The 24054-nt window shown below is 68.6% G+C and carries 22 protein-coding genes, 1 tRNA gene and 1 pseudogene; 12 read left to right on the plus strand and 12 right to left on the minus strand.

Going from position 1 to position 24054, the window contains the following annotated elements; all coding sequences use genetic code 11:
• Nucleotides 1-55: 55 nt before the first annotated feature.
• Nucleotides 56-2002 carry a hypothetical protein gene (locus tag JK364_RS38875; RefSeq protein ID WP_201856126.1) on the plus strand — a complete coding sequence of 649 codons (1947 nt, stop codon included), beginning with the start codon at nt 56-58 and terminating at the stop codon, nt 2000-2002.
• A 3-nt stretch (nt 2003-2005) separates the two neighbouring features.
• Here JK364_RS38875 and JK364_RS38880 read toward each other — a convergent pair.
• Nucleotides 2006-2081: transfer RNA gene (locus JK364_RS38880), tRNA-Trp, on the minus strand.
• A gap of 270 nt (nt 2082-2351) precedes the next feature.
• On the opposite strand from JK364_RS38880, the gene JK364_RS38885 reads away from it, so the two are divergent.
• From JK364_RS38885 to JK364_RS38900, 4 genes are all read left to right on the plus strand, one after another.
• Nucleotides 2352-3890 carry a UvrD-helicase domain-containing protein gene (locus JK364_RS38885; RefSeq protein ID WP_201856127.1) on the plus strand — a complete coding sequence of 513 codons (1539 nt, stop codon included), beginning with the start codon at nt 2352-2354 and terminating at the stop codon, nt 3888-3890.
• 380 nt (nt 3891-4270) lie between these two features.
• Entirely contained in the window at nt 4271-6463 is a 2193-nt protein-coding gene (locus tag JK364_RS38890; RefSeq protein WP_201856128.1) for a PrsW family glutamic-type intramembrane protease, read from the plus strand.
• A gap of 8 nt (nt 6464-6471) precedes the next feature.
• The gene (locus JK364_RS38895) at nt 6472-6972 is read left to right on the plus strand and encodes a hypothetical protein (protein ID WP_201856129.1); all 501 of its coding nucleotides are present in this window, start codon (nt 6472-6474) and stop codon (nt 6970-6972) included.
• Between the two features lie 178 nt (nt 6973-7150).
• Nucleotides 7151-8800 carry a PE-PGRS family protein gene (locus JK364_RS38900; RefSeq protein ID WP_230993166.1) on the plus strand — a complete coding sequence of 550 codons (1650 nt, stop codon included), beginning with the start codon at nt 7151-7153 and terminating at the stop codon, nt 8798-8800.
• On the opposite strand, the gene JK364_RS38905 is transcribed toward JK364_RS38900, so the two are convergent.
• The 5 genes and pseudogenes from JK364_RS38905 to JK364_RS38925 all read right to left on the minus strand — a co-directional run bounded on the left by JK364_RS38905 (nt 8730) and on the right by JK364_RS38925 (nt 12053).
• Nucleotides 8730-9572, minus strand: a complete 843-nt coding sequence (locus JK364_RS38905) for a PE-PGRS family protein (protein ID WP_201856130.1) — start codon at nt 9570-9572, stop codon at nt 8730-8732. The two genes, JK364_RS38900 and JK364_RS38905, sit on opposite strands and share 71 nt — an antisense overlap.
• 149 nt (nt 9573-9721) lie before the next feature.
• Nucleotides 9722-10360, minus strand: a pseudogene (locus JK364_RS38910) (LacI family DNA-binding transcriptional regulator); the annotation flags it as partial.
• A complete protein-coding gene (locus tag JK364_RS38915) occupies nt 10347-11021 on the minus strand; it encodes a DUF5753 domain-containing protein (RefSeq protein WP_201856203.1) in 675 nt (224 codons plus the stop codon). The gene JK364_RS38915 and the pseudogene JK364_RS38910, both read right to left, overlap by 14 nt.
• Entirely contained in the window at nt 10982-11410 is a 429-nt protein-coding gene (locus tag JK364_RS38920; protein ID WP_230993186.1) for a nuclease-related domain-containing protein, read from the minus strand. Before JK364_RS38920 ends, JK364_RS38915 begins: the two co-directional genes overlap by 40 nt.
• A 238-nt stretch (nt 11411-11648) precedes the next feature.
• Nucleotides 11649-12053: a pyrophosphohydrolase domain-containing protein gene (locus JK364_RS38925; RefSeq protein ID WP_201856131.1), complete on the minus strand. Its 405-nt coding sequence runs from the start codon at nt 12051-12053 to the stop codon at nt 11649-11651.
• Between the two features lie 177 nt (nt 12054-12230).
• On the opposite strand from JK364_RS38925, the gene JK364_RS38930 reads away from it, so the two are divergent.
• The 5 genes from JK364_RS38930 to JK364_RS38950 all read left to right on the plus strand — a co-directional run bounded on the left by JK364_RS38930 (nt 12231) and on the right by JK364_RS38950 (nt 15450).
• On the plus strand, nt 12231-12653 hold the full coding sequence (locus JK364_RS38930) for a TOBE domain-containing protein (protein WP_201856132.1): 423 nt from the start codon (nt 12231-12233) through the stop codon (nt 12651-12653).
• A 281-nt stretch (nt 12654-12934) separates the two neighbouring features.
• The gene (locus JK364_RS38935; protein ID WP_201856133.1) at nt 12935-13510 is read left to right on the plus strand and encodes a TerD family protein; all 576 of its coding nucleotides are present in this window, start codon (nt 12935-12937) and stop codon (nt 13508-13510) included.
• A gap of 89 nt (nt 13511-13599) precedes the next feature.
• Nucleotides 13600-14367, plus strand: a complete 768-nt coding sequence (locus tag JK364_RS38940) for a hypothetical protein (protein WP_201856134.1) — start codon at nt 13600-13602, stop codon at nt 14365-14367.
• A complete protein-coding gene (locus tag JK364_RS38945) occupies nt 14364-14963 on the plus strand; it encodes a TerD family protein (RefSeq protein ID WP_201856135.1) in 600 nt (199 codons plus the stop codon). Before JK364_RS38940 ends, JK364_RS38945 begins: the two co-directional genes overlap by 4 nt.
• A gap of 58 nt (nt 14964-15021) precedes the next feature.
• Nucleotides 15022-15450: a DnaJ family domain-containing protein gene (locus tag JK364_RS38950; protein WP_201856136.1), complete on the plus strand. Its 429-nt coding sequence runs from the start codon at nt 15022-15024 to the stop codon at nt 15448-15450.
• A 48-nt stretch (nt 15451-15498) separates the two neighbouring features.
• On the opposite strand, the gene JK364_RS38955 is transcribed toward JK364_RS38950, so the two are convergent.
• Nucleotides 15499-15885 (minus strand): VOC family protein, encoded by a 387-nt coding sequence (locus JK364_RS38955; protein WP_201856137.1) that lies wholly within the window; start codon nt 15883-15885, stop codon nt 15499-15501.
• 137 nt (nt 15886-16022) lie between these two features.
• Entirely contained in the window at nt 16023-16799 is a 777-nt protein-coding gene (locus tag JK364_RS38960) for a VOC family protein (RefSeq protein WP_201856138.1), read from the minus strand.
• A gap of 351 nt (nt 16800-17150) precedes the next feature.
• Between JK364_RS38960 and JK364_RS38965 the strand changes: the two genes are divergently transcribed.
• Nucleotides 17151-18428, plus strand: a complete 1278-nt coding sequence (locus JK364_RS38965; protein ID WP_201856139.1) for a cytochrome P450 — start codon at nt 17151-17153, stop codon at nt 18426-18428.
• A gap of 110 nt (nt 18429-18538) precedes the next feature.
• Here JK364_RS38965 and JK364_RS38970 read toward each other — a convergent pair whose 3' ends face one another.
• Nucleotides 18539-18913, minus strand: a complete 375-nt coding sequence (locus JK364_RS38970) for a nuclear transport factor 2 family protein (RefSeq protein ID WP_201856140.1) — start codon at nt 18911-18913, stop codon at nt 18539-18541.
• A gap of 98 nt (nt 18914-19011) precedes the next feature.
• Here JK364_RS38970 and JK364_RS38975 point away from each other — a divergent pair, with 98 nt between their 5' ends.
• Nucleotides 19012-20895: a S9 family peptidase gene (locus JK364_RS38975; RefSeq protein ID WP_230993167.1), complete on the plus strand. Its 1884-nt coding sequence runs from the start codon at nt 19012-19014 to the stop codon at nt 20893-20895.
• On the opposite strand, the gene JK364_RS38980 is transcribed toward JK364_RS38975, so the two are convergent.
• The 3 genes from JK364_RS38980 to JK364_RS38990 form a co-directional block, all read right to left on the minus strand.
• Complete coding sequence (locus JK364_RS38980) at nt 20783-21703, minus strand: SURF1 family protein (RefSeq protein WP_201856141.1); 921 nt, start codon at nt 21701-21703, stop codon at nt 20783-20785. The genes JK364_RS38975 and JK364_RS38980 overlap by 113 nt on opposite strands.
• 193 nt (nt 21704-21896) lie before the next feature.
• Nucleotides 21897-23081, minus strand: coding sequence for a DUF4232 domain-containing protein (locus JK364_RS38985; protein ID WP_230993168.1), 1185 nt, complete (start codon nt 23079-23081; stop codon nt 21897-21899).
• Nucleotides 23082-23182: 101 nt separating this feature from the next.
• A complete protein-coding gene (locus JK364_RS38990; protein WP_030829843.1) occupies nt 23183-23758 on the minus strand; it encodes a SigE family RNA polymerase sigma factor in 576 nt (191 codons plus the stop codon).
• Nucleotides 23759-24054: the final 296 nt, after the last annotated feature.

A 24054-nucleotide genomic window follows, 5' to 3' on the forward strand; every position in this document is an offset into this window, starting at 1 on the left:
ACACAGGGACTCGGACGAACACTCAAGCAGGTCTTCCAACATGGATCGGAGCCTCATGGACAGCGGTGGAGCCGCCCCCAGTCTTCCCCTGAACTTCCTGTGCGGGCTCGTCGTGGACAGCGACGCAGATGATCCGCCCTCGCGGATGGCCGCCGAGCAAGCCCGGTCGATGGAGGAAGGGCTGGAGCGACGGGAGTTGCTGGAAGCGCTGTTACGCGGCCCCTACGCCAGTTCTGCTCCATCGTGGTTGCTGGAATCCGCAGTCGACAGCGACCTGGCTCGGAAGCCCCCGAAATCGGACCCGCTATACGGACCGTCCATGGATCTGGCACTGCTGGCTCTCTCGCACTCCTCTTGCACACCGCAGTTGCGGAACGAGTCGGTGAGGCGCTGCACCGCCCTTCAGCTCGGCCGCCTCGGCTCGGCGGAAGCGAGCGACATCCTGGCTGACGCCGTCGCCCAGGCGCTGCGCGAACGGGAGCCACGCCAGCAGGGCATGACAGTCGACCTCCTCGACACGCCGACGGATGCCCAACTGGTGCTGCGACAGCACCGACTGCATGGCAGCGTCCTCACAGCGGCTGTCGATCTACTGCCATCCTTCCCTGTTCTCGATGAGAAGGGCGAGGAGGACACGTCGACGAGGCTGGAGAGGTGGGAAGCCGCCGAGCGGGCCTGGCGAATCATGTGGAAGCAGATCTTGACCGCGCATCCCGAACACCACCGGCGGCTCGTCGACCGGTCTGACGACAACCATGTCGGCCACGCCATCCGTGAACACCTGCTGGGAAGCATCCCCTGGGACGTCGAGCCAGAACTCCTTGAAGAGATCGCCCAGGACAACCTCGCGTCCTTCCCCCTCTCCGTACTCACCACCCGGATGTGCCGTATGCGCCGCGACGGGGCAACGGAGCAAGAGGTAAGGAAGCACTTTGCGAATGACCTGGCGGAGATCCTTCCCCAGCAGCGCAAGCACATCGACCGGATCCTGTCGGATGACAAGTACGGTCTGCCCTATGGTTACCGGGCTGCCATATCCCGCGCCGCGCTGGCGGCAGACGGCACGTGGCGTTACATCCTCAACCCCGACCAGGCACAGCAGTACGGGCGCCCTCACTCTTGGCGAGCTTCAGAAGACCAGTTGGCTTCCCTGGCCCAGAAGTTCGCCGAACATGCGGCCGTGGCTCTGATGCTGTGGGAATCCGACCCAAAGGCCCCGGTTCGCTCGGCGAAGGATCTGCGCTGGGTGCGCGACCTGCTGCAGCACCTGCCAGTGGTGACCCCGGAGGTGAAGGAGAGGGCTCGCCTGATCTGTCGGGAGGCAAAACGAGCGCTTGCCGGGCGCCGGGACTACGGCAGATATGGGATGGACTCGGACGTCCAGCAGGCGCGTGAACTCCTCGACACCATCGAGCGGATGACCGCCGAACCGCTCCCGGATCCTGGTCCGGCGCGCACTGCGTCTCTCGGCAAGCCGGATCAGGTCACCATACGCGACCTCGCGGGCGCTCCGGACGCTGTCCTCGATGACTACGTGCGGCGACACCAAGGCAACGACGCCCTCGTGGAAAAGGCCCTGCTGTCCTTCGCGTCCCGTGTCTACCGCCGCGACGTGTCCTTCGCCGCCGTGCTGAACCGCCACTCAGACCCGCAGAGCGCACTGCGGGACCTCACTCAGAACCTCCGCCGACGCCTGGGCGGTGGCCCGAACCTCCGAGAGGCGTGGGTGAGCGCCGTGCTGAGCCTGCCCACCACCGACACCGATCTGACCCGCGCCCTGCCCGCTTGGACCGCCCTCAAAGCCGCAGGCCACTGCGGCAAGGAAGCACACCCAGCGGTCATCTCGGTCGTACGCGCCACCCTTGGCGACAACGCCGAAGCATGGCAACGGTTTGCTACAAGCCCGGCCAGCAATGCGGGGCCCACGGCATGGCTCCGCCTCGGCGACCTCCTCGACGCTGCCGCGAGCGGAACGCCTTGGCCCACGCCCCCGCACAAGTAGCGATGGCAGGGGTGACAGGAGTCGAACCTGCGACATCCGGTTTTGGAGACCGGCGCTCTGGCCTCTGAGCTACACCCCTTCGACGCCGCCCAGCCTGGCACGGCCGAGCACGTGATTCCACGAGTTTTCACAGTGAGCACTGCGGCTGCCGCCACCGACAGCAGGGGGCCGCGTAGCCACGAATCACAGCACTGAGCGAAGCACAGGGCGGTATGGACGAGCGGCCGCGGCATGACGCTGCCGGAGAGATGGAGACACAGCCGATCTGATGATCGATAGACGCACACCCTCTCCGTGTGTCACCGTTCGATCGCGCTGTGAAGCCGTATCCACCCTTGTGAGGAGCACGATGCCCGCACCTACCGCCGAGCAGAGTACGGCCGTCGATACCTTCCGGCGCGGGGACCACCTGGTCCTGCAAGCCGGGGCGGGGACCGGTAAGACGACGACGCTGGCGATGCTCGCGGCCGGCACGACGAAGCCCGGCCGGTACATAGCGTTCAACAAGTCGATCGCGAACGACGCCGCCCGCAAGTTCCCCGGCAATGTGCGGTGCAAGACCGCACACTCGCTCGCCTTCGCAGCCGTGGGCCACAAGTACGGATCCCGGATGAACGCGCCCCGGGTGCCTGGCTGGAAGACCGGCGCCTCCCTGGGCATCGCCCTCAACATGAGGGTCCGGATCGGCGAACGCAATGTCACCAACAAGGCGCTCTCCTACACCGTGCTGCGGACCGTCACCCGCTTCTGCCAGTCCGCGGACCGCACCATCAAGCGCCACCACGTTCCCCGACTGAGAGGCGTCGAGGCCGAGGACCTGCACGCCCAGCTCGTTGACATCGTCTTGCCGTACGCGACCAAGGCATGGGACGACCTCCAGAACCCGCAGGAAGGCGTTGTCCGCTTCGATCACGACCACTACCTGAAGATCTGGGCGTTGACCGAACCGAGGATCAAAGCCGATTTCCTGCTGCTGGACGAGGCACAGGACACCAACCCGGTGGTCGAGCAGATCTTCAACGCCCAGCGGGACCACTGCCAGCTGGTGATGGTCGGTGACTCCGCCCAGGCCATCTACGGCTGGCGCGGGGCGAGAGACGTGATGAGCGACTTCGACGGCACCCAGCTGGCCCTGTCAAAGTCGTTCCGCTTCGGTGCCGCGCTGGCCGAGGAAGCCAACCGGTGGCTGGGCATCGTCGACTCTCCGATCCGCCTGACCGGCACTCCGTCCGTCAACACCCGGCTCGAACGGCTGGAGGACCCAGACGCGATCTTGTGCCGGTCCAATGTCGGCGCCATGCTCGAAGTCATGCGCCAGCTGGAAGTCGGCCGCCGCGTTGCCCTGGTCGGCGGCGGCGACGCACTGCGAGCCCTGGCCCGGGCCGCCCGCGATCTGAAGGCCGGCAAGCGCAGCACCCACCCCGAACTCATCCTCTTCGAGAACTGGGGCGAACTCCAGGAGTACGCCGAGTACGACCCGTCCGGACGTGACTTGCTGCCTCTCGTCGACCTGGTCGACGAGCACGGGGTGGACGTCATCCTGCAAGCGGTGGACCGGCTCGCAGCCGAGCAAGGGGCCGAGATCGTCGTCTCCACCGCCCACAAGGCCAAGGGCCGCGAATGGGCCTCCGTACGCATCGGCGAAGACTTCGAGGAACCTGCCGACCAAGAAGAGACCGACGAGAACGGCGAACCGCTGCCCGGCGACATCGACGACGCCGAGGCACGCCTCGCCTACGTCGCCGTCACCCGCGCCCGGCACAACCTCGACCTGGGCGGCCTGTCGTGGATCAACCAGCACCCCGACGGCAACCCCAGCGGCAAACGCCCGCCCCAGGACCCCGAGCCGCCCGCCGGATGGGACGCGCTGGGACCCGCGCCGCGCTGAACCTGACGGAGGCGGCCCGGCGGCGATGTCGGTGCCCTCTGCCGCCGTGAAGGTCGGCACGAGGGATCTGCTCGGAGAGGGGCACCAGGTGCCGATGACGGCGATGCACCCAGAGCGCGGTCGGATCGATGCCACAGCCGAGGGCTCGGCTGTGACTGGTCTTGGTCGGCCATCCACCGCGTACAGCCCCGGGCCCCGCTGACCTGCCCAGAATGCGGCCATGGGCTGCGGGCCAAAGTCTCCCGCCGCGGTCCGTCGCGGCCCCGAATGGCGTCCGCATTGTCGTCCTCGGACAGCCAGGCTCTTGAACGCCGCGGGACCGACAAACACGGCGTAAGAGACCCTTGTACGCCGTCCAACAGGCCCTTAGGCTCGCGCCCTTGAGCCGATACGGCTATGGGGGGCTGGGCGTGGCGGTATTGATGGTGGCCGCGACGGTGTACGGCGTGGTGCAGCTGCTGGTGTTGTCGTCGCCGACGCGTTCGGTGCGGGTCTCCACCGTCCTGCTGGCGATCGCAGTGGGCGTCTACGGCTGCGGCATCGTGACCGTGCTGCTGGAGTACGCGTACACACGCACCGTCTCCGACCAACCCCATGGCGGGGCGCTGCTCAACACCGTGAAGACGGCCAGTTACACCGTCGACCCGGTTATCGAAGAGCTGGTCAAAATCACGCCGCTGCTGCTGGCGGCGTGGAACGTCAAGATCCGCCGCCAGTGGGGCCTGACCGACTACGTGGTCACCGGCGCGGCGCTGGGCGCGGGATTCGGGCTGCTGGAAGCGGTGGCCAGGTTCGGCCTGGACGCGGCCCGGGCCATCAGCCACCCGGCCGGGGGCTGGATCATCCCCGACAGCCTGCAAGCGCCCTGGATCCCTGGCCCCGATCAGGTCTTCGCTGCCTGGTTCCCCGCCCCCTTCTCCACTCTGGACTTCGGCGGTGCCCACCCGGCCGCTGAGACCAGTCCCCATCTCGTCTACACCGCCGCCGCGGCCTTGGGCGTTGGCATCCTCGTCCGTGGTCGCCGCTGGCTGCGGGCCCTGGGGCTGGTGCCCATCGCCGCTGCCTGCGCCCACCACATGTTCACCAACTACGCGGCCGCACAACCCGGCGCCCGGGACACCCAGTCACTGGCCGAAGACCTCAATGGCATCCTGTGGACTGTCCCGCTGGCCGTGCTGGCCATCGCGGTGGCCGCCGACATGTGGCAGATCCGCCGGGCCAAACGGACAGTCCCAGGTGTACTGCTCCGCGAGGAGCGAGCCGGACGCACCGGCCTTACGGCCTTGACCGGATACGGGCTGTGGCGAGTCCCCTGGTCGACGCTGATCGCACTGCGCTTCGCCCGCATGCGTCGAGCCCTCTTCTACGCGGCGGCCAGCACGCCGTACGCCGACATCGCTCCTCTGCACCGCACTGTCGCCTGGACCACCGCGCAGATCGACACCACCGACCACCAACACGCCTGGCAAGGCATCGGGCTACGGACCGTCCGCCAGGCCGCCCGCACACTGCGGGACCGACGAAGATTGTGGTTCATCCTCATCTCCGTGGTCCTGGCGCTCCCGGCCTTGGTCTTCCTCGGCGCGGGATCCTTCCCCGCCGCCGCCGAACTCCAGGAACGCTTCGCCACCAGTGACGGACCGGCTGTCCTGATGGCCTTCGGTATCGCCGCGCTGCTATGGACCGCCTGGCACCTCACCAGACTCCTGCGTACCTGGCAGACGACCAGCGCCCTTCCCCTCGCCGACGCCCACGCCATCATCCGCTTCCGCATCTGGACCGCGCTCGGCAGTCTCATCGCGGGCACCGTGCTCCTGCTTCGCATGCAGCAGGAAGGGCTCGGCGCCGGTGACAAGCTCTTCCGCAACTTCCACCTGTTGGAAGCGCTCAACAACTTCCTCGCCTACCTCGGCTTCGCGCTCATCCTCCTGGCCCTCCTCGCCCTCTTCCCGCCGGGCGGTGGACTCGCCTTCGCAGGTGCCGGCGTCGCAGCAGGCACGATCACCGTCGAAGCCGCGATCCACGCCACCGCGCTGGGAACGCTCGGCGTCGTCCTCATGGCCGCCGCGGGTGGTGGCGCACCGACCGACGGGCCGCCCGAGGGACAGGCGGATGCCGGGAGCCAGAGTGGCTCGCGCCCCAAGTCGGAAGAGACAAGCGCGGTCACCGAGGAGCAACAGCAATCCTTCGACCAGAGCCAGCAGCATCTCAACAGCCTCAGCAAGAGGAAACAGTCGGACGAAGTCGGCAGAGGCTTCGAAAAAGACGGTCAGAAATACAAACCTGAAGCGCCACTACTCAAGACCGGCAAGCACGGCGTTGACTGGTCCGAAGGAACGGCCCGCGCAATAAGAGATGGTCGACCCCAGGGGCAGTTCGGCAGCGCAGCGGACGTAAAGTACGCAGCGGAACGCGGAGCCGAACTAGGGCCCAATAAAACAGGGTTCTTCAGGCTACCCGAAGGGCATAATTGCATAGAATATCTTCCAGATGGCACGACACGCACACCGAACAGCATTTTCGTCAAGGTGTACCCGAACGGCAAGGTCCACGCCTACCCGCTGACTCGATAGGAACAAGCATGAACTTCCGGCTGCAAGCAGGGAACCCTGAGACCCTGAAGGTTGGGCCAGCCGACGACATGGCGGACGCGTCAGGGCAAATGTATCCCATGGAGACCGAAGACGTCATCCTGTTCTGGAACCGGGTCCCCGTGCGACTCGAATACCGATACGACATCCCCGTCTTGCTTGATGACCTCATCCCGTTGCTTGAAGAAGTCCAGGATCCGGGATTCTCTCAAACACAGGTCCACTGGGGATCCGATACATTCTCCACCGAGTGGAACATCGTTCGCGACGGGGATTCCCTCAGAATCGATTCGCGCTGGGACAGCACCCATGGAAGCTACGAATTTCTTCTCAACGACCGAAGCCAGTTGACCGTAGGAATCGCCGCCTTCGTAGCCGAGTGGCTGAAATTGCTACGCCGGATCACATCCGACCTCATCATCTGCCATGTGCGCCTGGAAGATGATGACATCGCGGTCCGGGCGAAAGCGTTGTTGTCGAAGTCGAGCTGACCTCCAAGAGGCTGGGCGTACAGGCCCTCCGGATACAAGGCCGAGGGCCCGGCAGGGATGAGCACGTGCCCACCTCTCTCGGCGACTGGCTGTGCGCGCGTGGGCGGCGGCCATCCCCAACGGGCATGGTCGGCGAACCTGATGTGCGAGTGATACACCCCTTACGGGTTGTGCTGACATGACCACAGACGGTACGACAGTCGCCATGCACCCTTGGTCTCCATTAAACGACCGCCAGCTCGCCCTGCTCACCCGTATCGGGGACGGGTCCGATCCTGTCACCTCAGACAGTCCCGAACTCGCCGCTACTGCCCGCGCGCTCAAAGAGCGGGGGCTGATCACCAGGCCGAAGCAGGGTGGGAGGTGGCAGGCGGAGATCACCGACGCCGGATGCTTCTACCTGGAGCATGGCCATCATCCGGATCGGCCGGAACCAGCTTCGCGCAAGCAGCGTTCGGTGGATCCCAAGTCAACGACACAAGCCAAAGCCGCGTCCACGACGAGGCCCGCGCCGCAGCGCGCCACGAAACGCCCACGGCCGTCGCCGGCGGAAGTCGGAGCCGCATTGATCGTGGAGGTACAGCAGGCTGGGCGGTTCCTTCGTATCCCGAACCCCAGTGAGGGAGAGCGAGCTCGATACCGCAGGGCGTTCGACGCGGCGCGGCAATGTGCACCCGAGGGGTACCACCTGAAGTACAGCGGGCGGGCGAAGGGGGACTTCTTCCTCGGCCTGCTCAGGGTGTCCGGCGAGGACGACACCGAGTGGAATCGTATCCGGCTGGCGCGCAGCCGGGTGATCACCGATGTTGAGGAAGTGGTCGCAGCAGTCACGGCGGACCACAGCGCCTTCGAGATCTCAAAAGCGGTCCTGCCCCGAGCCCTCTCACTGCTCCGGCTGCTCGCCGAGCAGGCCCTCGCCCGCCACGGCGAGCTCTCGGTGTCCAAGAAGCGAAAGCAGCCGAGGCCATTGCTCACTGTCCACGGCAGGACATACGAGGTCAGCTTCCGTGAACGGCAGAAGCAAGTTCAGTACGTGCCCAAGCAGCCAGGTCGACGTACGTACGACTGGCAGCGGATCACCCCGGCACACAGGTTCGAGCCGTCCGGCGAACTGGAACTGCTGATCGGCCAGCACCCGGTCTATGGCTATGGCCACAGCTACGGATGGAAGAAGGAATGGGCCGACTCCGCCAAAAAGCAGTTGGAGAATCAGATCGGATCAGTCTTCCGGGCGTTGAAGGCGCGCGCGGAGGAGCAGGAGCGGGCTCGGCTGGATCGTGAGGCGGAGCAGCAGCGTCTGCGAGACGAGCGGGAGCAGAAAGAGGCAGAGCGTCGGCGCTTGAAAGCGGAGCGGGAGGAGCGCGAGCGGCGAGAGTGGGAGGCTGCCGTCGGCGTCGCTTCGGTCAAGGCAATGCACGCCTTGCGGTCCGAGCGCTTCGGCACGGCCCTTGAGCGGTGGCGGGCCGCAGGGGAGATCCGAGCCTTCTGCGTCGCGCTGGACGAAGCCGCCGCCACATCGGACAACGCCCTCGAAGCCGAGAGGCTGCGAGAGTGGTCGGCTTGGGGCAAGACGGAGGCCGACCGGCTCGACCCCACCATGAACGGCAAGGGCCTGGCTTCTCTGAACTTCCATGCGGAGCCGACAGGAGATCAGCTACGTCCGTTCCTGGACGGCTGGCACCCGCACCGGCCGGAGAAGGAGAAGCCTCCGGAACAGCCCGCGCCGCCCAAGCCGGACCCAGACCCTTGGCGCGGCGTCATCGACGCACATCGGGATCAAGGCTGGCGATATGGACGCCAAGGTCACGCTCAATGGTGGAGGCGATGACACCGTGCCCACGGTCGCGTAGGGCCTTGACTGCCTTCTCGGCCAACTGGCCGAGCCTGATGACCTCGGCACGTAGTGCCACCAGCTCGTCGTAGCGATCAGCCTTGTCCTCGCCGCACCACGCCCGGACTGTCCGCAGGACGGCCGCCTCCGCGTCCAACTTGCGGTCGTCCCGAGCGCGGTATGAGTACCAGGAGGACTGTGCACGCTCCTGCTCGATGTCCTGCTGCTTGCGGTCCATCTCCGGAAGGATCTCGTCGGCGAGGCGGCCCGCTACCTGGCGGGCGATGCGCTCGGTGACCGGCCATCCGGCCAGGCACGTGCCGACGTGGTTCTCGTACACCATCCGGTCGATGCGGAGCTCGGCGGCATCCATGCCGATGAGCGACGACGTCTCGTCGAGTCGGCTCAGTTCCAGGACTCCCGCGTCCGCCACCCCTCGGCGGAGGCGCAGCCTGCTCTTCGGCCGGACGAAACCGAGAATCATGCGCGCCGCCTCGAATTCCGTACTGCCTCGCACGTGGCGTGACGCCTCGGCCAGTGTGGACTCTGCGACGTCATCCGCGCGGAACTTATCGACGTCTGACCACGGTGCTACGAGAGCCCCGGGGCTGACCCATTCCTGCAGACCGGCGTCGTCACCCTCCAAAAACCGCACGTGGATCCAACCAGACCTGCCCGGGCCGCCCACTCGAACGATCTCCACTTGCCGGACCGCGCTGCCCAGCTCCTTCGGCCTCGCGCGGTATGCCCAATGCTCGCCAATCTCCATGTGCCTATTGAGCCAGGTCACTTGCCCCCATCACCCGGCGATTTCCGTAACTGCCGCGGTGAGCTGGCCACGCGAGGTTGACGCGGCCCAAGCAAGGCACCGGAAGATGGAGTGTGTCCGGGACGGTGACCGTCAGGTGCCAGCGGCGTTCATTGGTGAGGCTCCGCAGGCAGACGTGACCGGCTTCGTGCCCGCAAGAGATCGCCCAGTACGCGTACTGGTGACGTAGGACTGATCGCCAAACGTGCGTCGAGTGCCGCCTCCCACTGCTCGGTCAGTCCGACCATGAGGCGTTTGCGCATGCCGGGGGTGACATGTGCGTAGCGAGCGGAAATGGAGCCGTCGATGTGGCCCATACGCTCGTCCATAAGGACCTTCTCCGTGCCGAGGTCCTCCATCACGGTCCGGTGGGTATGGCGAAGGCCATGGGGGGTGAGGCCCTTGGCGATCGGGAGCCAGCAGGCGTCGGCCCGCTCACTGGCGCCGCGCCCTCGGGCAGGTACGCCGGGCCAAGGCTCGCCGAGCAGGGGCACGGGTCGCGCGATGGCCTGTTCCACCGTTACCCGCGTGGCTTCGGTGACGCGGTCGGGGCGGTTGAGGACATTGGACACCGTGCCCGTGGAGACTCCGGCACGGCGCGCGACGTCAGCGAGCTTCGCGCCCTGGTGGCCGCCGGTGCGTGCCGCGCGTTGTCGGCCACTTCCTACACAGCTGTCGGATCTCGTGTGGGAGCTGGTGCGCCAGTTCGGCCTCTCGTGCATGGTCGGAGCCTTCCTAATCGGTGGGCAACTGGTCGAAGTGGTGGGTCGCAGCGAAGATGAGGCCTCGAACAGCGGATCCGTGGACCGCTGACTGCTTCAGCAGCTCGAACGCCTTGGTGTACAGCTCGATCTCTCGTGGCTGCGTGACCGAGAACTCCGCCGAGTAGGTCTCAACGAGGACGAGCTTGTCGTCAAACATCGAAAAGGAATTACCGGGCCAAATACTCAACGGTGCAGACCGCGGGACGAGGCCGAGACTGAGCCGAGGCAGCCGCATCACGGCCAGTAGGCGGTCGAGCTGCCCCTTCATCACCTCGGGGCCTCCGAAGTTGCTGTACAGAGCCTGCTCGCTCAGCAACACGTTGAAGATCCGGTTCCCCTGGTACAGGTACTGCTGACGTTCAAGCCGCTTGGCCGTGGCGGCTTCCGCGTCGTCCGGGATCTCGTAGTAGTCGACAACCTGCCGGAAGGTCTCCGCTGCGTACTCGGCTATCTGGAGCGTCCCCCATATGACCGTGGGGTGCCAGATACGGAAGACCTTCGTCTTGGCGTAGACCTGAAGGCCCTGGTGCTGCCGTTTCTCCGCGCCCGTCTGCAGTAGCCGGCGCCACTCCTGCCAGAGTTCGTCGATGTGGCGCACAGTCGCGATCAGGTCATCAATATGCTCCTGCTCCCTGTCGCCGCGCACCAGATCTTGATGTCGTCCTCGCTGGCGTTCTGCGGGCGCACTGCCACCGGCGACAGTCCCAACGACGCCACGGCCCCTTCGGCCGTCCTCGTCATCTCCAGGAGCCCGCGCACATGCGCATCGTGGCTCTCTCCGTCGGCGTGCAGTCGTCCGTCGACGATCTGTGGTGAGGCCAGCCAGTCCTTCACGTCCAGGACGAAGACACCGCCCGGCCCGACGAGCAGCATGTCCGCGGTGGCCGTGCGAGTGCCGGGCCGGCGCCGGGCCGCCAGGAGCCGCCAGCCGCGCTCGGTGAGGACCAGAAGCTGCGCCGCGACCCGGCGCTCGCCCTCGCTCGCCGCCTCCCAGCGGCGGGTCTCCTGCCGGGCGGCCTGCCATTGCTCGCGCAACAGCCGCTCCTGCCGCCTCGCCTCCTGCGCGCGCCGCGGCGCCGGTCCGCCAGCCCCCATGTCGCCCCCTCGTACACGGACCAATGATCGTAGGACGCCCAGCCGGGGGAGATGGAGTAGCGATCAGGTCAACTCGTCGGCGCGGCGCCGAAGATGGTGGCGTGGCGGGCGGTGCGTCGTGGTCGGCTCGCGGTCAGGCGCGGTACGGCGCGGTAAGGCTTCCGGACGGACGGGACGCCTATTCGGCCGCGTCGGTCCAGCCCTGGCGACGGAGGACGGCCGGGATATCGGGGGCCTGGTAGTGGGCGCCCTTGAGGACCTTGCCGTCGGCGCGGAGGGTGGGGCGGCCGTCGGGACCGAGTTTGGTCATATTGGCCCGGTGGATCTCGGCGATCACCTCGTCGAGGTCGATGCCGTGGACCAGGGCGGTGCCGTAGGCGACGTAGACGACGTCGGCCAGTTCGTGGGCGAGGTGGTCGAGGGTGCTGTGAGCACTCGCCTCGGCCACTTCGGCGCACTCCTCGGCCAGGAGGTCCTGGCGGTGGGCGGCGAGTTCCGGTGGGACCTCGGTGGGGGTCTTACGGGCGTCCAGGCCGAAGGCCAGGTGGAATTCGCGGACGAGGTCGGCGGGAGAGCGGCGCATTCACCCGATCGTACGTGGGGTGTGGGGGTGGCTGGGTGCGGCTGAGGGAGTGCTGTGGGGGGCCGCCCAGCCCTGTGTGGCGTATGGGGCCGTTGTGCGTCGGCGCGCGGATCCTCGGGTGGATGCCTAGGGTGAGGCGTATCAGGCCTTGACCTCCGCCTCCGGGGTGGTGCACCCATGAGTCTCAGCATCCGCAATCAGCTCCCCGCCACCGTCGTCTCCGTGACGCTTGGCGAGGCCATGGCAACGGTCCAGGGGCGACTGTCCGGGGGACAGATGGTGACGGCCGCCGTGACCATGAGTGCCGTGACGGAGCTCGGTATCGGGGAGGGCTCCGAGGTGACCGCCCTGGCCAAGGCCACCGAGGTGGCGCTGACCACCGGGGAGGTCTCGGGGCTGAGCATCCGCAATCGCTTCCCGGGCACCGTCAGCCGCCTCACGCTCGGGGCCGCCATGGCCACTGTCGTCATCGACATCGGCGGCGGTCAGGAGCTCACGGCCGCCATCACCCAGGACGCGGCGGCGGAGCTGGGGCTCGCCGAAGGCAGCCGCGTGACCGCTCTGGTCAAGTCGACCGAGGTGTCGCTCGCCACCGCGTAGGCCGATGGCCGATGGGCTATGGGCTATGGGCTATGGGCTATGGGGGCGATGGGGCGGCGGTGCGGTGAGCCGGTGGGCCAGATGGGTCATCCGCTTCACCCCGCCTCGCCTCGCGCTCGCCCCGGCCCGCTTTCGCCCCCGCCTCCCCCTCGTCCTGCCGCGTCTTCGCCCCGCCTCGCCCTCGCCCCGCCCAGATCTCGCCAACCCCTCCGTCCCTCACCCGTCAATTTCTACAGTGCTGTAGATTTTTACTTCGGTCCACCGAACACCAGGAGGAGATTGTGGGAGTTTCCCTGTCCAAAGGCGGCAATGTCTCGCTGAGCAAGGAGGCGCCGGGCCTGAGCGCCGTTCTTGTCGGCCTGGGCTGGGACGTGCGGACGACGACGGGCACCGACTACGACCTCGACGCGAGCGCGCTGCTCTGCGACGAGGCCGGTAAGGTCGCGTCCGACCGGCACTTCGTCTTCTACAACAACCTCACCAGCCCCGACGGCTCCGTGGAGCACACCGGCGACAACCTCACCGGTGAGGGCGAGGGCGACGACGAGGCCATCAAGGTCAATCTGGCCGCCGTGCCCGCCGAGATCGCCAGGATCGTCTTCCCGGTCTCCATCCACGACGCGGAGAGCCGCGACCAGAACTTCGGTCAGGTCCGGAACGCCTTCATCCGGGTGGTCAACCAGGCCGACAACGTCGAACTCGCCCGCTACGACCTGAGCGAGGACGCCGCGACCGAGACGGCGATGGTCTTCGGCGAGCTCTACCGCAACGGCGCGGAGTGGAAGTTCCGCGCGGTCGGCCAGGGGTACGCCTCGGGGCTCGCGGGCATCGCCTCCGACTTCGGCGTCAATCTCTGACTGACGCCCTCCCGCGGCCGCCGGGCCCGGCCTTTCCCCTGGGGCGGCCCGGCGGCCGGTTCATTCCTACTCATCGAGGAAGCGCGGACATGACCGCCCCACCCGGCTTACAGGCCGAGGACAGGCCCGACTTCGAGCGGGCGCTGCACCAGGCGCTGCGTACGGCGGAGATCCGTGCGGCCCTGCGGCGCAACGGGGCCACCGGGGACGCGGACATCCAACGGCTGCGCGCCCAGGCGCTCGTGGCGAGCGAGCTGATCGCGACGGCCGCCGCGCCCGAATACGCCGCGTACCTCGGGCAACGCGCCGCCGCGGCGACCACGTACACCGCGTCCACCGAGCACACCGCGTCCACCGCGTCCACCGCATCTGCCCTATCCGGCTCACCCACCCCCTCGGCAGGCGTCCGTGGACTGCTGCCGGTGCTCGCCGTCCTCACCCCTGCTCTGGCCGGCACCTCGACCGCGGCCTTTCTGCTCCTCGGCGGGCTGCTGGGGCTCCTCGACTCCCAACGCGAGCTGGCCGACGCACTGTTGACCGCCGGGCTGACCAGCGCGACGATCGCGGCGTTGACTCTGGTGGTGGGGGTGGCCTGCCTGCTCGTCACCGCCGTACGCCACCGAACCCCGGCCCTCGACCAGCGCCCGTGCCCTCATGGACATCTACGTCTTCACCGGCATCCACCCACACACCCGCCCCACCTCAGGCGCCGGGATGACGCGGCCGTCGCCACGGCCCGTGACGCCTGGCTGAGGGCCCTTCTCCACCGCGGCATCCTGCCGTTTCTGCGCGACCGGCTGGAGAGGTCGCACAGCCCGTCCCGGACGAGTCAGAAGAGCGAGAGAGGAACCACATGACGGTAAACCTGGCCAAGGGCCAGCAGATCAGCCTGAGCAAGTCCGACGGGGGTGAGCTCACCGCGGTGCGCATGGGCCTGGGCTGGCAGGCCGCGCCGCGGAAGGGGTTCCTCGCCCGGCTGACCGCCAAGGAGATCGACCTGGACGCCTCGGCCGTGCTCTTCGCCGGGCGGGAAGCCGTGGACGTCGTGTTCTTCCAGCATCTGACGAGCGATGACGGATCCGTACGGCACACCGGCGACAACCTCGTCGGCGGCGCGGGCCAGGGCGGCGACGACGAGTCGATCCTGATCGATCTGCAGCGTGTTCCGGTCCATGTCGATCAGATCCTGTTCACGGTGAACTCCTTCTCCGGACAGACCTTCGCGGAGGTGCAGAACGCCTTCTGCCGTCTGGTCGACGAGACCAACGGCCAGGAGCTGGCCCGCTACACCCTGAGCGGCGGCGGCCCGTACACGGCCCAGATCATGGCCAAGGTGCACCGCGCGGGTGGGACGGGCGGAGCGGGCGGGGGCTGGCAGATGTCGGCGATCGGTGCGCCCGCCAGCGGGCGGACGTTCCAGGATCTGCTGCCGGTGCTCGCCTCCCACCTCTGACCTCCCGTTCCCATACGGCCTGTGACGCGATTCGCGCCGCCCGAGGGAGAATCTGGGGGTGACCGAGCGAAAGCCACCGGGCATCAGTTTCGAAACATGGGCCGACCGACAGATCCGTGAGGCGGAGGAACGCGGCGCGTTCGCCAATCTCCGGGGGAAGGGAAAACCCCTCCCCAATCTCGACAGACCCTATGACGATCTGTGGTGGGTCAAGGAGAAGATGGCCCGCGAGAATCTGTCGTTTCTGCCGCCGACACTCGTACTGCGCAAAGCGGCGGAGGACGCGCTCGCCGCCGTAGCGAAGGCGCCGTCGGAGCGGATGGTGCGGGAGATCCTCTCGGAGGTCAATGACAAGATCCGTGAGGCGATCCGGCGGCCCCCGCCCGGCCCGCCGCTCAATCTCGCGCCCTTCGACATCGACGAGGCCGTAAGGGCGTGGCGGGAGCGCCGGGACCGCGAGCGGGAAGAGCGGGCGGAGGAAGACTGAGCCGGTGGACCGGGGCATACGACGCCCCGGTCCACCCGCGGTACCGGACTACTCCTCGTTGCCGTACGGGCGAGTGATGATCTCCATGCCATGACCGGCCGGGTCCATGAAGTACAGCCCGCGCCCGCCGTAATGGTGGTTGATCTCGCCCGGCTGCTTCAGATGGGGATCGGCGTAGTACGTGACCCCCTGCTCCCGGATCCGCCCGAAGGCCGTGTCGAACTCCTCGTCCGAGATGAGGAACGCGTAATGCTGCATGACGATCGACTCGCCGGGAATGGTGGCGAAGTCCAGGGTGACACCATTACTGGTCTCCACCGGAACGAACGGGCCCCATTCCTCTCCCACCTCGAGGCCGAGGATATTCGCCAGGAATTCCGCGGATTCGTGGTTGTCCAGAGAATGGACGATCGTGTGATTCAACTCGACAGACACTGTGGAATGCCTCCGTAAGGCAATCTCACGGGCACCTCCATGCCTCACCCAGCCGGTGACCGACACGCGATGCCGTACTTCCGATCGTAGGCGCCGACGCCTACAGCCGTCGAGGGCCGGCCCCAGCCCCCTCCCCCTCAGCTACAACCGCCAGGATCCCCGTCCGCGGGCCCTTTGCGCACGGCCGCCACGCTGAAGATCCCGCCCTCCGGGTCGCGCAGCGCCGCGATGCGCCCATAGGGAGTGTCGGCCGGCAGGGAGATGACACCGCCGCCGAGCCCCGCGGCGTGTTCGGCGACCTCGTCGACGTCCTTCACACAGAAGTAGACCCGCCAGCGGGGCCGGACGTTCGGGTCCGGGGCGGACTCGATGGCGCCGCCGCGCAGCCCCGCGACGGCCTTACCGTCGATATGGAGGACCACCCGGTCGTGTTCGAAGCGGACGTCGCAGCGCTCCCGCCCCTGGGTGTCCCAGCCGAAGACCTGCCCGTAGAAGAGCGCCGCCTCGAAGGCGTCACGGGTGCGCAGCTCCAGCCATACGGGCGCGCCCGGTCTGCGCTCGCCCCACCAGGCGGAGGTCAGATCGCCCTCCCAGATGCCGAAGTTGGCCCCGTCCGGGTCGGCCGCCCAGGCCACCCTGCCGCTGCCGAACTCCAGCGGCCCGACCGCGACCGTGCCGCCGCGCTCCTGGACGCGCGAGGCCACCTCGTCCGCGCTGTCCGCCGCGAAGTACGTGGTCCAGATGACCGGCAGGCTCACCCCCGCCGACGGAGACGAGGCGCCGATGCCGACGGTCGGTACGCCGCCCTCGGTGTACGCGATGGTGTAACGGCCGTGCCCCTGCCGGGTGGGGCGGAAGCCCCAGCCGAAGAGCTCTCCGTAGAAGTGATGCGCGCGGTCCAGATCCGCTGCCATCAGACTCACCCAGCAGGGCGCGCCCTGGACAGCACGGAACCTCTCCCGCAAGGCCGCTCACCTCACTCATATCCCTGGGGGCGCCACAGACGTCCCGCAGGCAGCCGTCATCGCTCGGGCTTCACGCCCGATATCTACACTTTCCTCCGATTTCGCGGTCCGCGCCACCTTGGCGCCCACCGGCGCGTTGATGCCCACGCGCACGCCCTCCGGACTGCCCGCGCGTGCGCCCTCCGGCGCGCCCCGGGGTGCCCGCGCGGGGGCGGCGCACACGCCGCTGTGGCGCATCACACCGGGGCGCGTCCGGCATCGGAGCACGGCCACCCGGGCATGGCAGGGCAGTATTGCGCCATGTCGAATCTCCGCTCAAACATCGTCGCCTGGCTGGGCCGCAAGTACTTTTCGAGAATTCAGAAGAACGGCTTCGACTTGTCCAAGATGTCGTTCCTCCCGGACGCCACACTGGCACCGATGAGGCGCGACGGCCTCGACCCCATCGCCGATCTGTCCCGAACCAGGGCAAAGGAACCCATCAGCAAGATATGGCTACCTTTCGGCATCAATGCCTGGCTTGTCACCGGATATGACGAGACCAAGGCGGTGCTCGGAAAGGCGAAGGGCTTCAGCTCCGATTTCACCAACCTCGCGGAACGGAACATCGGCGTCGCCCCGCAGCAGAATCCAGGAGGTCTCGGCTTCAGCGATCCACCGACGCATACGAGACTGCGACGCCTGCTGACGCCCGAATTCACCATGCGGCGGCTCAGCAGGCTCACTCCGCGCATCCACTCCATCGTGGAGGAGCGCCTCGACGAGATGGCCGCGGCCGAGGGCCCGGTGGATCTCGTACAGGCTTTCGCGCTTCCCATTCCCGCGCTGGTCATCTGCGAACTGCTCGGTGTGCCGTACGAGGACCGCGATGACTTCCAGCGCCACAGCACGGCGCGGTTCGACCTCTTCGACGGGGCGAACGCCTCCCTCGGCGCGATGTCGGACTCGCTCTCCTATCTGCACGGGATCGTGCGGAAGCAGCGTGAGACGCCCGGCGACGGGCTGCTCGGCATGCTGGTGAAGGAGCACGGCGACGAGCTCGACGACCATGAGCTGGCCGGGCTCGCCGACGGGGTACTGACCGGCGGTCTGGAGACGACCGCGAGCATGCTGGCGCTCGGCACGCTGGTGCTGCTCCAGGCCCCCGAGCACTTCGCCGCGATACGTGACCAGGACGATGTCGTGGACCCGTTCGTGGAGGAGCTGCTGCGCTATCTCACCGTGGTGCAGGTGGCCTTCCCGCGGTTCGCCCGCGAGGACATGGAGATCGCGGGCACCCGGATATCCGCCGGTGATCTGGTGCTGTGCTCACTGAGCGGGGCCAACCGGGACGAGAAGCTGGGCCCGGACATGGAGCGGGTCGATCCGCACCGGCAGGCCCCCTCTCACCTGGCCTTCGGCTACGGCATCCACCGCTGCATCGGCGCCGAGCTGGCCAAGATGGAACTCCGGGCCGCCTACCCCGCGCTCGTACGGCGGTTCCCGGAGATGCGGCTCGCGGTACCGGCGGAGAAGCTCTCGTTCCGGAAGCTCTCCATCGTCTACGGCGTGGAGGAGCTGCCAGTGCTGCTGAAGTAGCCGAGCCCGGGGAGGGGACGGGGTGAACGGGAGGGGCAGGGGGCCGGAGGGGTGGGAGGGTATCGGGTACCGGGAGGGGTATCGGGTACCGGCGGGTATCGGGAGGGTTTTCAGAAGCGCTCGACCAAGTGCTCGCGCTCACGCGGGGGCTCGTACGACGTCGGCCAGAAATCGGTGATGGTCTGGATCCGGCCGTCCGCCGAGGCGGTGAAGAAACTGATCGCCTGTGTCTCCTCCTCGTCCACGCTGAAACTCACCCAGGAGACCGCCTGATCGCCGTCGGTGATGACGCGCTCGACCTTCAGGCTCCACTCGCCCACGTGCTCCGCGTTGAAGCGGACCACGCCGTCCCGGCCGAGCACCCGCTCGCGGGTCTGCGGCAGCTCGTAGCGGACGTCGTCGGCGAGGGTGGCGCCGAACGCCCGCCAGTCCCTGGCCTGGGCCGTTGCCCAGTACGTCTCCACCGTCGCGCCTATGTCGGCCATCAGCTCCCCCTCGGTATGCGGCCTGCCGTCCATCCCGTCGGGAACGTTATCCACAGGCGCGGGACGACGCCAGCGCGCATGTCGGGGTGCGGCGCAGAATGGTGGGCATGACTGAGAGCACGGAGTCCATGCCGGACTGGGAAAAGCGCTTCCGGGCGCCGCGAGTGGGGCTGCCCGACTGGGCGGAAGACGCCCCGGACCACTCGCTGTTCGTCTCGAACGCCACGGGTACGTACGAGCTGTACGCATGGGACCGGGCCACCGGTGCCCAGCGGCAGGTCACGGACCGGCCGAACGGGACGACCGACGGGGTGCTGTCGCCGGACGGCCGGTGGATCTGGTGGTTCTCGGACACCGACGGCGATGAGTTCGGGGTGTGGCTGCGCCAGCCGTTCAGCGGCGGCGAGGGTGACGAGGGTGACAAGCGCCCGGCCGACGAGCCCGCGACCCCGGGCCTGGAGCCCTCCTACCCCGCAGGGCTCGCGCTGGGCCGCGACGGCACGGCGGTCGTCGGGCGGTCCACCGACGAGGACGGCTCGACCATCCATGTGATGCGGCCGGGCGGCGAGTCCGAGGAGATCTACCGGCACCGCGAGTCCGCCGGAGTGGGCGATCTCTCCCATGACGGGACGCTGATCGCGATCGAGCACACCGAGCACGGCGACGCGATGCACTCGGCGATCCGGGTCCTGCGGCCGGACGGGACGTCCGTCGCGGAGCTGGACGACACCAAGGGCGGCACCGAGGAGCTGGGCCTGTCCGTGATGGGCTTCGCGCCCGTCGAGGGGGACACCCGGCTGTTGGTCGGGCATCAGCGGCGCGGCCGGTGGGAGCCCATGGTGTGGGATCCGACGACCGGTGTGGAGACGGCACTGGCGATCGACCTGCCCGGTGACGTCGGGGCCGACTGGTTCCCGGACGGATCGGCGCTGCTGGTCGAGCACAGCCATCAGGCCCGCAGCGAGCTCTGGCGGTACGACCTCGCCGCCGGTGAGCTGACCCGCCTGGAGACCCCGGCGGGCACGATCTCGGGCGCCACGGCGCGGCCGGACGGCACGGTGGAGTTCCTGTGGTCGTCGGCCGAGAAGCCGCCCCAGGTGCGGTCGACGAGCGGGCGGACGGTGCTGGACCCGCCCGGATTCACCGCCCCGGAGTCGGTGCCGGTCAGCGACGTCTGGGTGGACGGCCCCGGCGGGCGGGTGCACGCACTGGTGCAGAAGCCCGCGGGCGAGGGCCCCTTCCCCACGGTCTTCGACATCCACGGCGGGCCGACCTGGCACGACAGCGACGCCTTCGCGGCCGGCCCCGCGGCCTGGGTGGACCACGGCTTCGCCGTCGTGCGGGTCAACTACCGCGGCTCCACCGGCTATGGGCGGGCGTGGACGGACGCGCTCAAGCACCGGATCGGGCTGATCGAGCTGGAGGACATCGCGGCCGTGCGGGAGTGGGCGGTGGCCTCCGGGCTCGCCGACCCCGAGCGGCTGGTGCTGGCCGGCGGCTCCTGGGGCGGCTATCTCACGCTGCTGGGGCTCGGGACCCAGCCGGCTTCCTGGGCGCTGGGGCTCGCCGCGGTCCCGGTCGCGGACTATGTGACGGCCTACCACGACGAGATGGAGGCCCTGAAGGCGATGGACCGCACCCTGCTGGGCGGCACCCCGGAGGAGGTGCCGGAGCGGTTCGAGGCGTCATCCCCGCTGACCTATGTGGAGGAGGTGCGGGCGCCGGTCTACATCTCGGCCGGGGTGAACGACCCGCGCTGCCCCATACGGCAGATCGACAACTATGTGGAACGGCTCGAGCGGCGCGGCACCCCGCATGAGGTCTACCGCTATGACGCGGGGCACGGCTCGCTGGTCGTCGAGGAGCGGATCAAGCAGTTGCGCTTGGAGATCGAGTTCGCTCGGCGTCATCTGGGGTCGGGTCCGCACCCGGCGCCGTCGGAGCCGTCGGAGCCGTCGGAGCCGTCGGCTCGGCCGGTGTGATGCCGAGGGCCAGATCGCGGGCCGTCTCGGCCTCGCGGCGGAACAGCCGGAACCACATGAAGACCACGAAGCCCGCGAAGACGAACCACTCACCCGTGTAGCCCAGGTTCTGGAACGCCTTGATGTCGAGCCCGGTGCCCTCCGCCGCCGTGGGGGGCACCGGCTTCAGGGCCCCGGGAGCCTCGGCGGAGGTGACCCAGGCGTCGTACACCTGGTACGGCACCAGATTGACCAGAGAGGCAGCGCTGATCATGCCCAGCTGACCGCGGGGGAGACCGCCGCTCGTGCTCACCCCGTCGCCGCCCTGGTGCTCGGACGCCTGCAGCGCACCGGTGACGGTCACCTCGCCGGAGGGGGGTGCGGGCACCTTGGCGGTGACCGCCGGATCGTCGGCGTCGCCGGGGAGCCAGCCGCGGACGACGGGCAGCGCCTTGGCGCCGCCCTCGCCCCTGCCCCCGCCCTTGGCCCCGTCCTTGCCCTCATCCACGCGCAGCAGAGTCAGCACATAGAAGCCGTCGCGGCCGTCCAGCCGCCGGTCGGGCACGAGGAGTTGATGTGCGGTGTCGTATCGTCCGGTGGCGGTGGCCCGCTCCCCGGAGGTCTTCGCGGTGACCGGCAGCAGATCGCCCAGCGGCCGGGCCGCGGCCTTCCGCGCGGCGGAGGCCTCGTCCTGCTGCTGGTTGTGCGTATTGACACGCGTCTCGAAGCGGCTGAGCTGCCAGCTGCCCATGAAGAGACAGACCGGGATCGCCAGCAGGGTGAACACGTTGATCACCCACCAGCGGGGCGTCAGCAGAAACCGATACACACCCCCACGGTACGGGCTTCGCGTCCCGGCCCCGGCGGCGGGGCCGCCCCACAGAGCCCCGTGCCGCGGCCCCAGGATGCCCGCAGGGCGCGCCCGGACCGTGGCGGGACCTCCCGGGCTCGAGGCCCCGGGAGGCCGCTGCTCCGCGGCTCCGGAGAGCCGTCGGCGGGCTTTGGAGGGAGGGCAGCGGGCTCTAGGACGCCAGCAGACCGGTGCGGTAGATCGTTCCGGCGCAGGCGCCGCCGATCGTCACGCTCGCCGAGGCCGGGTCGCCCGCCTCCGGCGTATGGCTGACCAGGACGCTCGCGTCCTGCGGCTCACCGCCACCGCCGCCACCGCCGCCACCCGGGGTGCCGCCCGGATCGCCCGTGCTGGGGTCGTCCTGCGGCCCGTCCTGGGCCGCGTCCGTGGACGGGTCGGGGGTCGGGGTGCCGGTGGTGGAGCAGCCGCTGGTGCCGCCGCCCGACGTCGGGATCCAGGCGAACTTCACCTCGTACGCCTGGCCGGGCTTGAGGATGAGCGTGCCCGGCTGGATGGAGGGGTCGGGCAGCCCCGCCGCCGCGTCCCCCGCCGTATGGTCCACGACCAGGATCCGCGAGGCGTCCGCACCGCCCTGGGCACTCGCGCCCACCGAACCGCTGCCCTCGACCGTGCAGGCCCGGTCCGAGATGTTCACGACGCGGAACGAGCCGTAGACCCGCCCCTCGGCGTCGGCCGCCGCGACCGATCCGGCGCCACCGCTGGTGAGCTGGGCGCGGCTGCAGGTGGGGGAGGTGGCGTTCAGCGTGTTGGTGGGGTCGGGGACCGTACCGCCGGAGCCGCCCTCCTCGCCCTTCGGCGGCTTGTCCTTCTCCTTGTCCTTGCCCTTGTCGCCCTTGTGCTCCTCGACCATGTCGGAGGGCCCGTCGGCGTCCTTGCCGCCACTGCCCTCGCCATGCCGGCCGCCGCTGGTCTCAGGGGTGCGGTGGCTGCTGGCGGCGTTGGCCGGGCGCTCGTTCGAGCTGTCGCTGGTGGTCGCGACGTGCACCAGCGCCGGTACGGCCGCACAGCCCAGCACCAGCGCCGCGGCGGCCCCGATCAGGGCCTGGCGCCGCCGCGCACGGCGGGCGGGCACGGCACGCCGCAGATGGTCGAGGGAGTCGGACGACGGCTCGAGCTCGTCGACGGCGCGGTGCAGCAGCCGCCGCAGCGCCTCCTCGTTCTCACCGCTGGGCTCGTCGTCGTCCAGCTGAACGCGGAGCGGCGTCACCCGCCCCGGCCCGGCCCCGGCGGACTCACGGGCCTCCGGGGACTTCCCGGATCCGGCGGACTCCCCGTCAGCCGTGGACTCCGCGGCCTCCGCCGCCTCCGCGGGCTCCGTCGCCTCTACCGGCTCCATGGGCCCCGTGGTCTCCCTGGACTCCCCTGGCTCTCTGGATTCCGGCTCGTGGCCGTGCCGCCGGCCGGAATCCCCCGGGTCCGGCGTAGATGTGTCGTGGTTCATGCCGGAGCCTCCATGGCGACGCGGAGCGCCGCGATGCCGCGCGAGCCGTACGCCTTGACCGAGCCGAGCGAGATACCCAGCGTCTCGGCCACCTGGGCCTCGGTCATATCGGCGAAGTAGCGCAGCACGAGAACCTCGCGCTGACGGCGCTGAAGTCCCCTCATCGCCTTGATCAGTTGATCGCGTTCCAGCTGTTCGTACGCCCCCTCCTCGGCACTGGCCATATCGGGCATCGGCTTGGAGAGCAGCTTCAGCCCGAGGATGCGCCGGCGCAGCGCGGAGCGGGAGAGATTGACGACCGTCTGCCGCAGATAGGCGAGGGTCTTCTCGGGATCCCGGACTCTCTTGCGCGCCGAGTGCACACGGATGAACGCTTCCTGCACGACGTCCTCGCAGGACGCGGTGTCGTCGAGCAGGAGCGCGGCGAGACCGAGCAGCGACCGGTAATGGGCGCGGTAGGTCTCGGTGAGGTGATCGACTGTGGTGCCCGCTGCCATCGCGTCGTCAGTGTCCTCGCGCCCTGTTGTGATGTGCGCGGGGCGGGCCGTCGGCCATGGCGCGATCACCGGCATGCCACCTGGGGCACGCGGGGGGCGTACTGCCGCGCCGCCATGCCCTGGAACCGTTGCGATGCCGAATACCTCTGCCACGCCTGTTGGACACGCCGCCCCCTGTCAGGGTTGTACGCGTGAGGCACCGCTTTTGACGATGCGTTCAATGCCCCCATGCGCACCAACTCTTCCCCAATGCCCCAGTTATCCCAGTGCCCACTGCGGGGCGGCTGGAAAGACGCTCCCCGCCCACTGCCGGTTGCGGCGGGCGGGGAGCGAATACGTCGATCACATCAACGGCCCAGCTCAGCTGGTCC

Source organism: Streptomyces endocoffeicus, assembly GCF_016741935.1.
Classification (GTDB): Bacteria; Actinomycetota; Actinomycetes; order Streptomycetales; family Streptomycetaceae; genus Streptomyces; species Streptomyces endocoffeicus.

Coding starts and splice junctions, on each gene's coding strand:
- JK364_RS38875 (WP_201856126.1), top strand. CDS start 56: ATGGACAGCGGTGGAGCCGCCCCCAGTCTTCCCCTGAACTTCCTGTGC.
- JK364_RS38895 (WP_201856129.1), top strand. CDS start 6,472: ATGAACTTCCGGCTGCAAGCAGGGAACCCTGAGACCCTGAAGGTTGGG.
- JK364_RS38990 (WP_030829843.1), bottom strand. CDS start 23,758: ATGCCGGTGATCGCGCCATGGCCGACGGCCCGCCCCGCGCACATCACA.
- JK364_RS38905 (WP_201856130.1), bottom strand. CDS start 9,572: ATGGAGATTGGCGAGCATTGGGCATACCGCGCGAGGCCGAAGGAGCTG.
- JK364_RS38925 (WP_201856131.1), bottom strand. CDS start 12,053: ATGCGCCGCTCTCCCGCCGACCTCGTCCGCGAATTCCACCTGGCCTTC.
- JK364_RS38945 (WP_201856135.1), top strand. CDS start 14,364: ATGACGGTAAACCTGGCCAAGGGCCAGCAGATCAGCCTGAGCAAGTCC.
- JK364_RS38975 (WP_230993167.1), top strand. CDS start 19,012: ATGGTGGGCATGACTGAGAGCACGGAGTCCATGCCGGACTGGGAAAAG.
- JK364_RS38970 (WP_201856140.1), bottom strand. CDS start 18,913: ATGGCCGACATAGGCGCGACGGTGGAGACGTACTGGGCAACGGCCCAG.
- JK364_RS38885 (WP_201856127.1), top strand. CDS start 2,352: ATGCCCGCACCTACCGCCGAGCAGAGTACGGCCGTCGATACCTTCCGG.
- JK364_RS38940 (WP_201856134.1), top strand. CDS start 13,600: ATGACCGCCCCACCCGGCTTACAGGCCGAGGACAGGCCCGACTTCGAG.
- JK364_RS38965 (WP_201856139.1), top strand. CDS start 17,151: ATGTCGAATCTCCGCTCAAACATCGTCGCCTGGCTGGGCCGCAAGTAC.
- JK364_RS38900 (WP_230993166.1), top strand. CDS start 7,151: ATGACCACAGACGGTACGACAGTCGCCATGCACCCTTGGTCTCCATTA.
- JK364_RS38960 (WP_201856138.1), bottom strand. CDS start 16,799: ATGGCAGCGGATCTGGACCGCGCGCATCACTTCTACGGAGAGCTCTTC.
- JK364_RS38930 (WP_201856132.1), top strand. CDS start 12,231: ATGAGTCTCAGCATCCGCAATCAGCTCCCCGCCACCGTCGTCTCCGTG.
- JK364_RS38985 (WP_230993168.1), bottom strand. CDS start 23,081: ATGGAGCCGGTAGAGGCGACGGAGCCCGCGGAGGCGGCGGAGGCCGCG.